The organism is Lactiplantibacillus sp. ME-2 (assembly GCF_022549155.1).
In the GTDB taxonomy this organism is placed as follows: Bacteria; Bacillota; Bacilli; order Lactobacillales; family Lactobacillaceae; genus Lactiplantibacillus; species Lactiplantibacillus plantarum.
Genome location: NZ_JAKZEQ010000119.1, coordinates 1 through 877, shown reverse-complemented (window position 1 = coordinate 877; position 877 = coordinate 1). Strand labels below are relative to the sequence as shown.

General features: G+C 41.3%; 1 protein-coding gene. It reads right to left on the bottom strand.

What is annotated here, in order from left to right; translation table 11 throughout:
• Positions 1 to 298 precede the first annotated feature (298 nt).
• On the bottom strand, positions 299 to 826 hold the full coding sequence (locus MMY95_RS15615; RefSeq protein WP_241277824.1) for a helix-turn-helix domain-containing protein: 528 nt from the start codon (positions 824 to 826) through the stop codon (positions 299 to 301).
• Positions 827 to 877 lie beyond the last annotated feature (51 nt).

Sequence of the window (877 nt, the reverse complement as noted above, 5' to 3'; positions counted from 1 at the left end):
TTCTGCCGATTAAAGGCGCCACATAGCCAGTCTTGTTCCCGCATAATCCGTAAGACCCGCTTATGATTGATTTTAAAGCCATAAGCGTCATGTAAAGCACCGGTTATTCGTCGGTACCCGTATTTCCGAGTATATTTTGGATCTTGTTGACGAATCTCATCAATTGCCTGAATAATTTGTGAATCATCTAAGTTACGACCACGATGCTCCTTAGCATAATAATACGTGCTGCGAGGAATACGAACAGCCTTAAGAACTAGTTTGATGGAAACTTGAAAATTCTGCCTTAACTCGTCTACTAGTTCGATGAGTTCGTGTGTTTTGACTTCTTTCGTGCTAAGGCATCGAGTTTTTTTAAGAATTCATTTTCTATTTTTAACATTTGATTCTCTTGTTTTAGCTGCTTCAATTCTGCGGCTGGAGTCTGTGGTTTTTCAGGTTTGGGGTTGTTCTGCTTGTGTTTGGCCATGGTCTTAGGATTCCCTCGTTTGCACTCAAGTCCCGCTATTCCAGATTCCTGGAAGTGTTTTTCCCACTGCCAAATCGTACTTGGCGACGACAAGTCAAAGTGTAAGGCAGTCACTGGAAGCGAAGCTTGATTTCGTTTCTTCCAGTTTAATACATCGACTTTGAACTGACTAGAATATTCTTGGGACATTGACCGGTCTTTTAGACCTTCAATACCTCGCCGCTCAAATCGATGAACCCAACCCAGAATGATTGCGTGATTGCTAATGCGATACTTCTTAGCTAGAGACGGTGAACCTTTACCAGATAAGTATTCAGTAACGACCTTTATTCGAAGTTCTAAATTAAATTTTGACATAGTAAAACCCCCAAGGTTAGATTTGGTGTCCAACCTTAGGGGTTCACTTTA

Excerpts from the sequence above, each read along its gene's own strand:
- MMY95_RS15615 (WP_241277824.1), bottom strand. The coding sequence starts at position 826 with ATGTCAAAATTTAATTTAGAACTTCGAATAAAGGTCGTTACTGAATAC.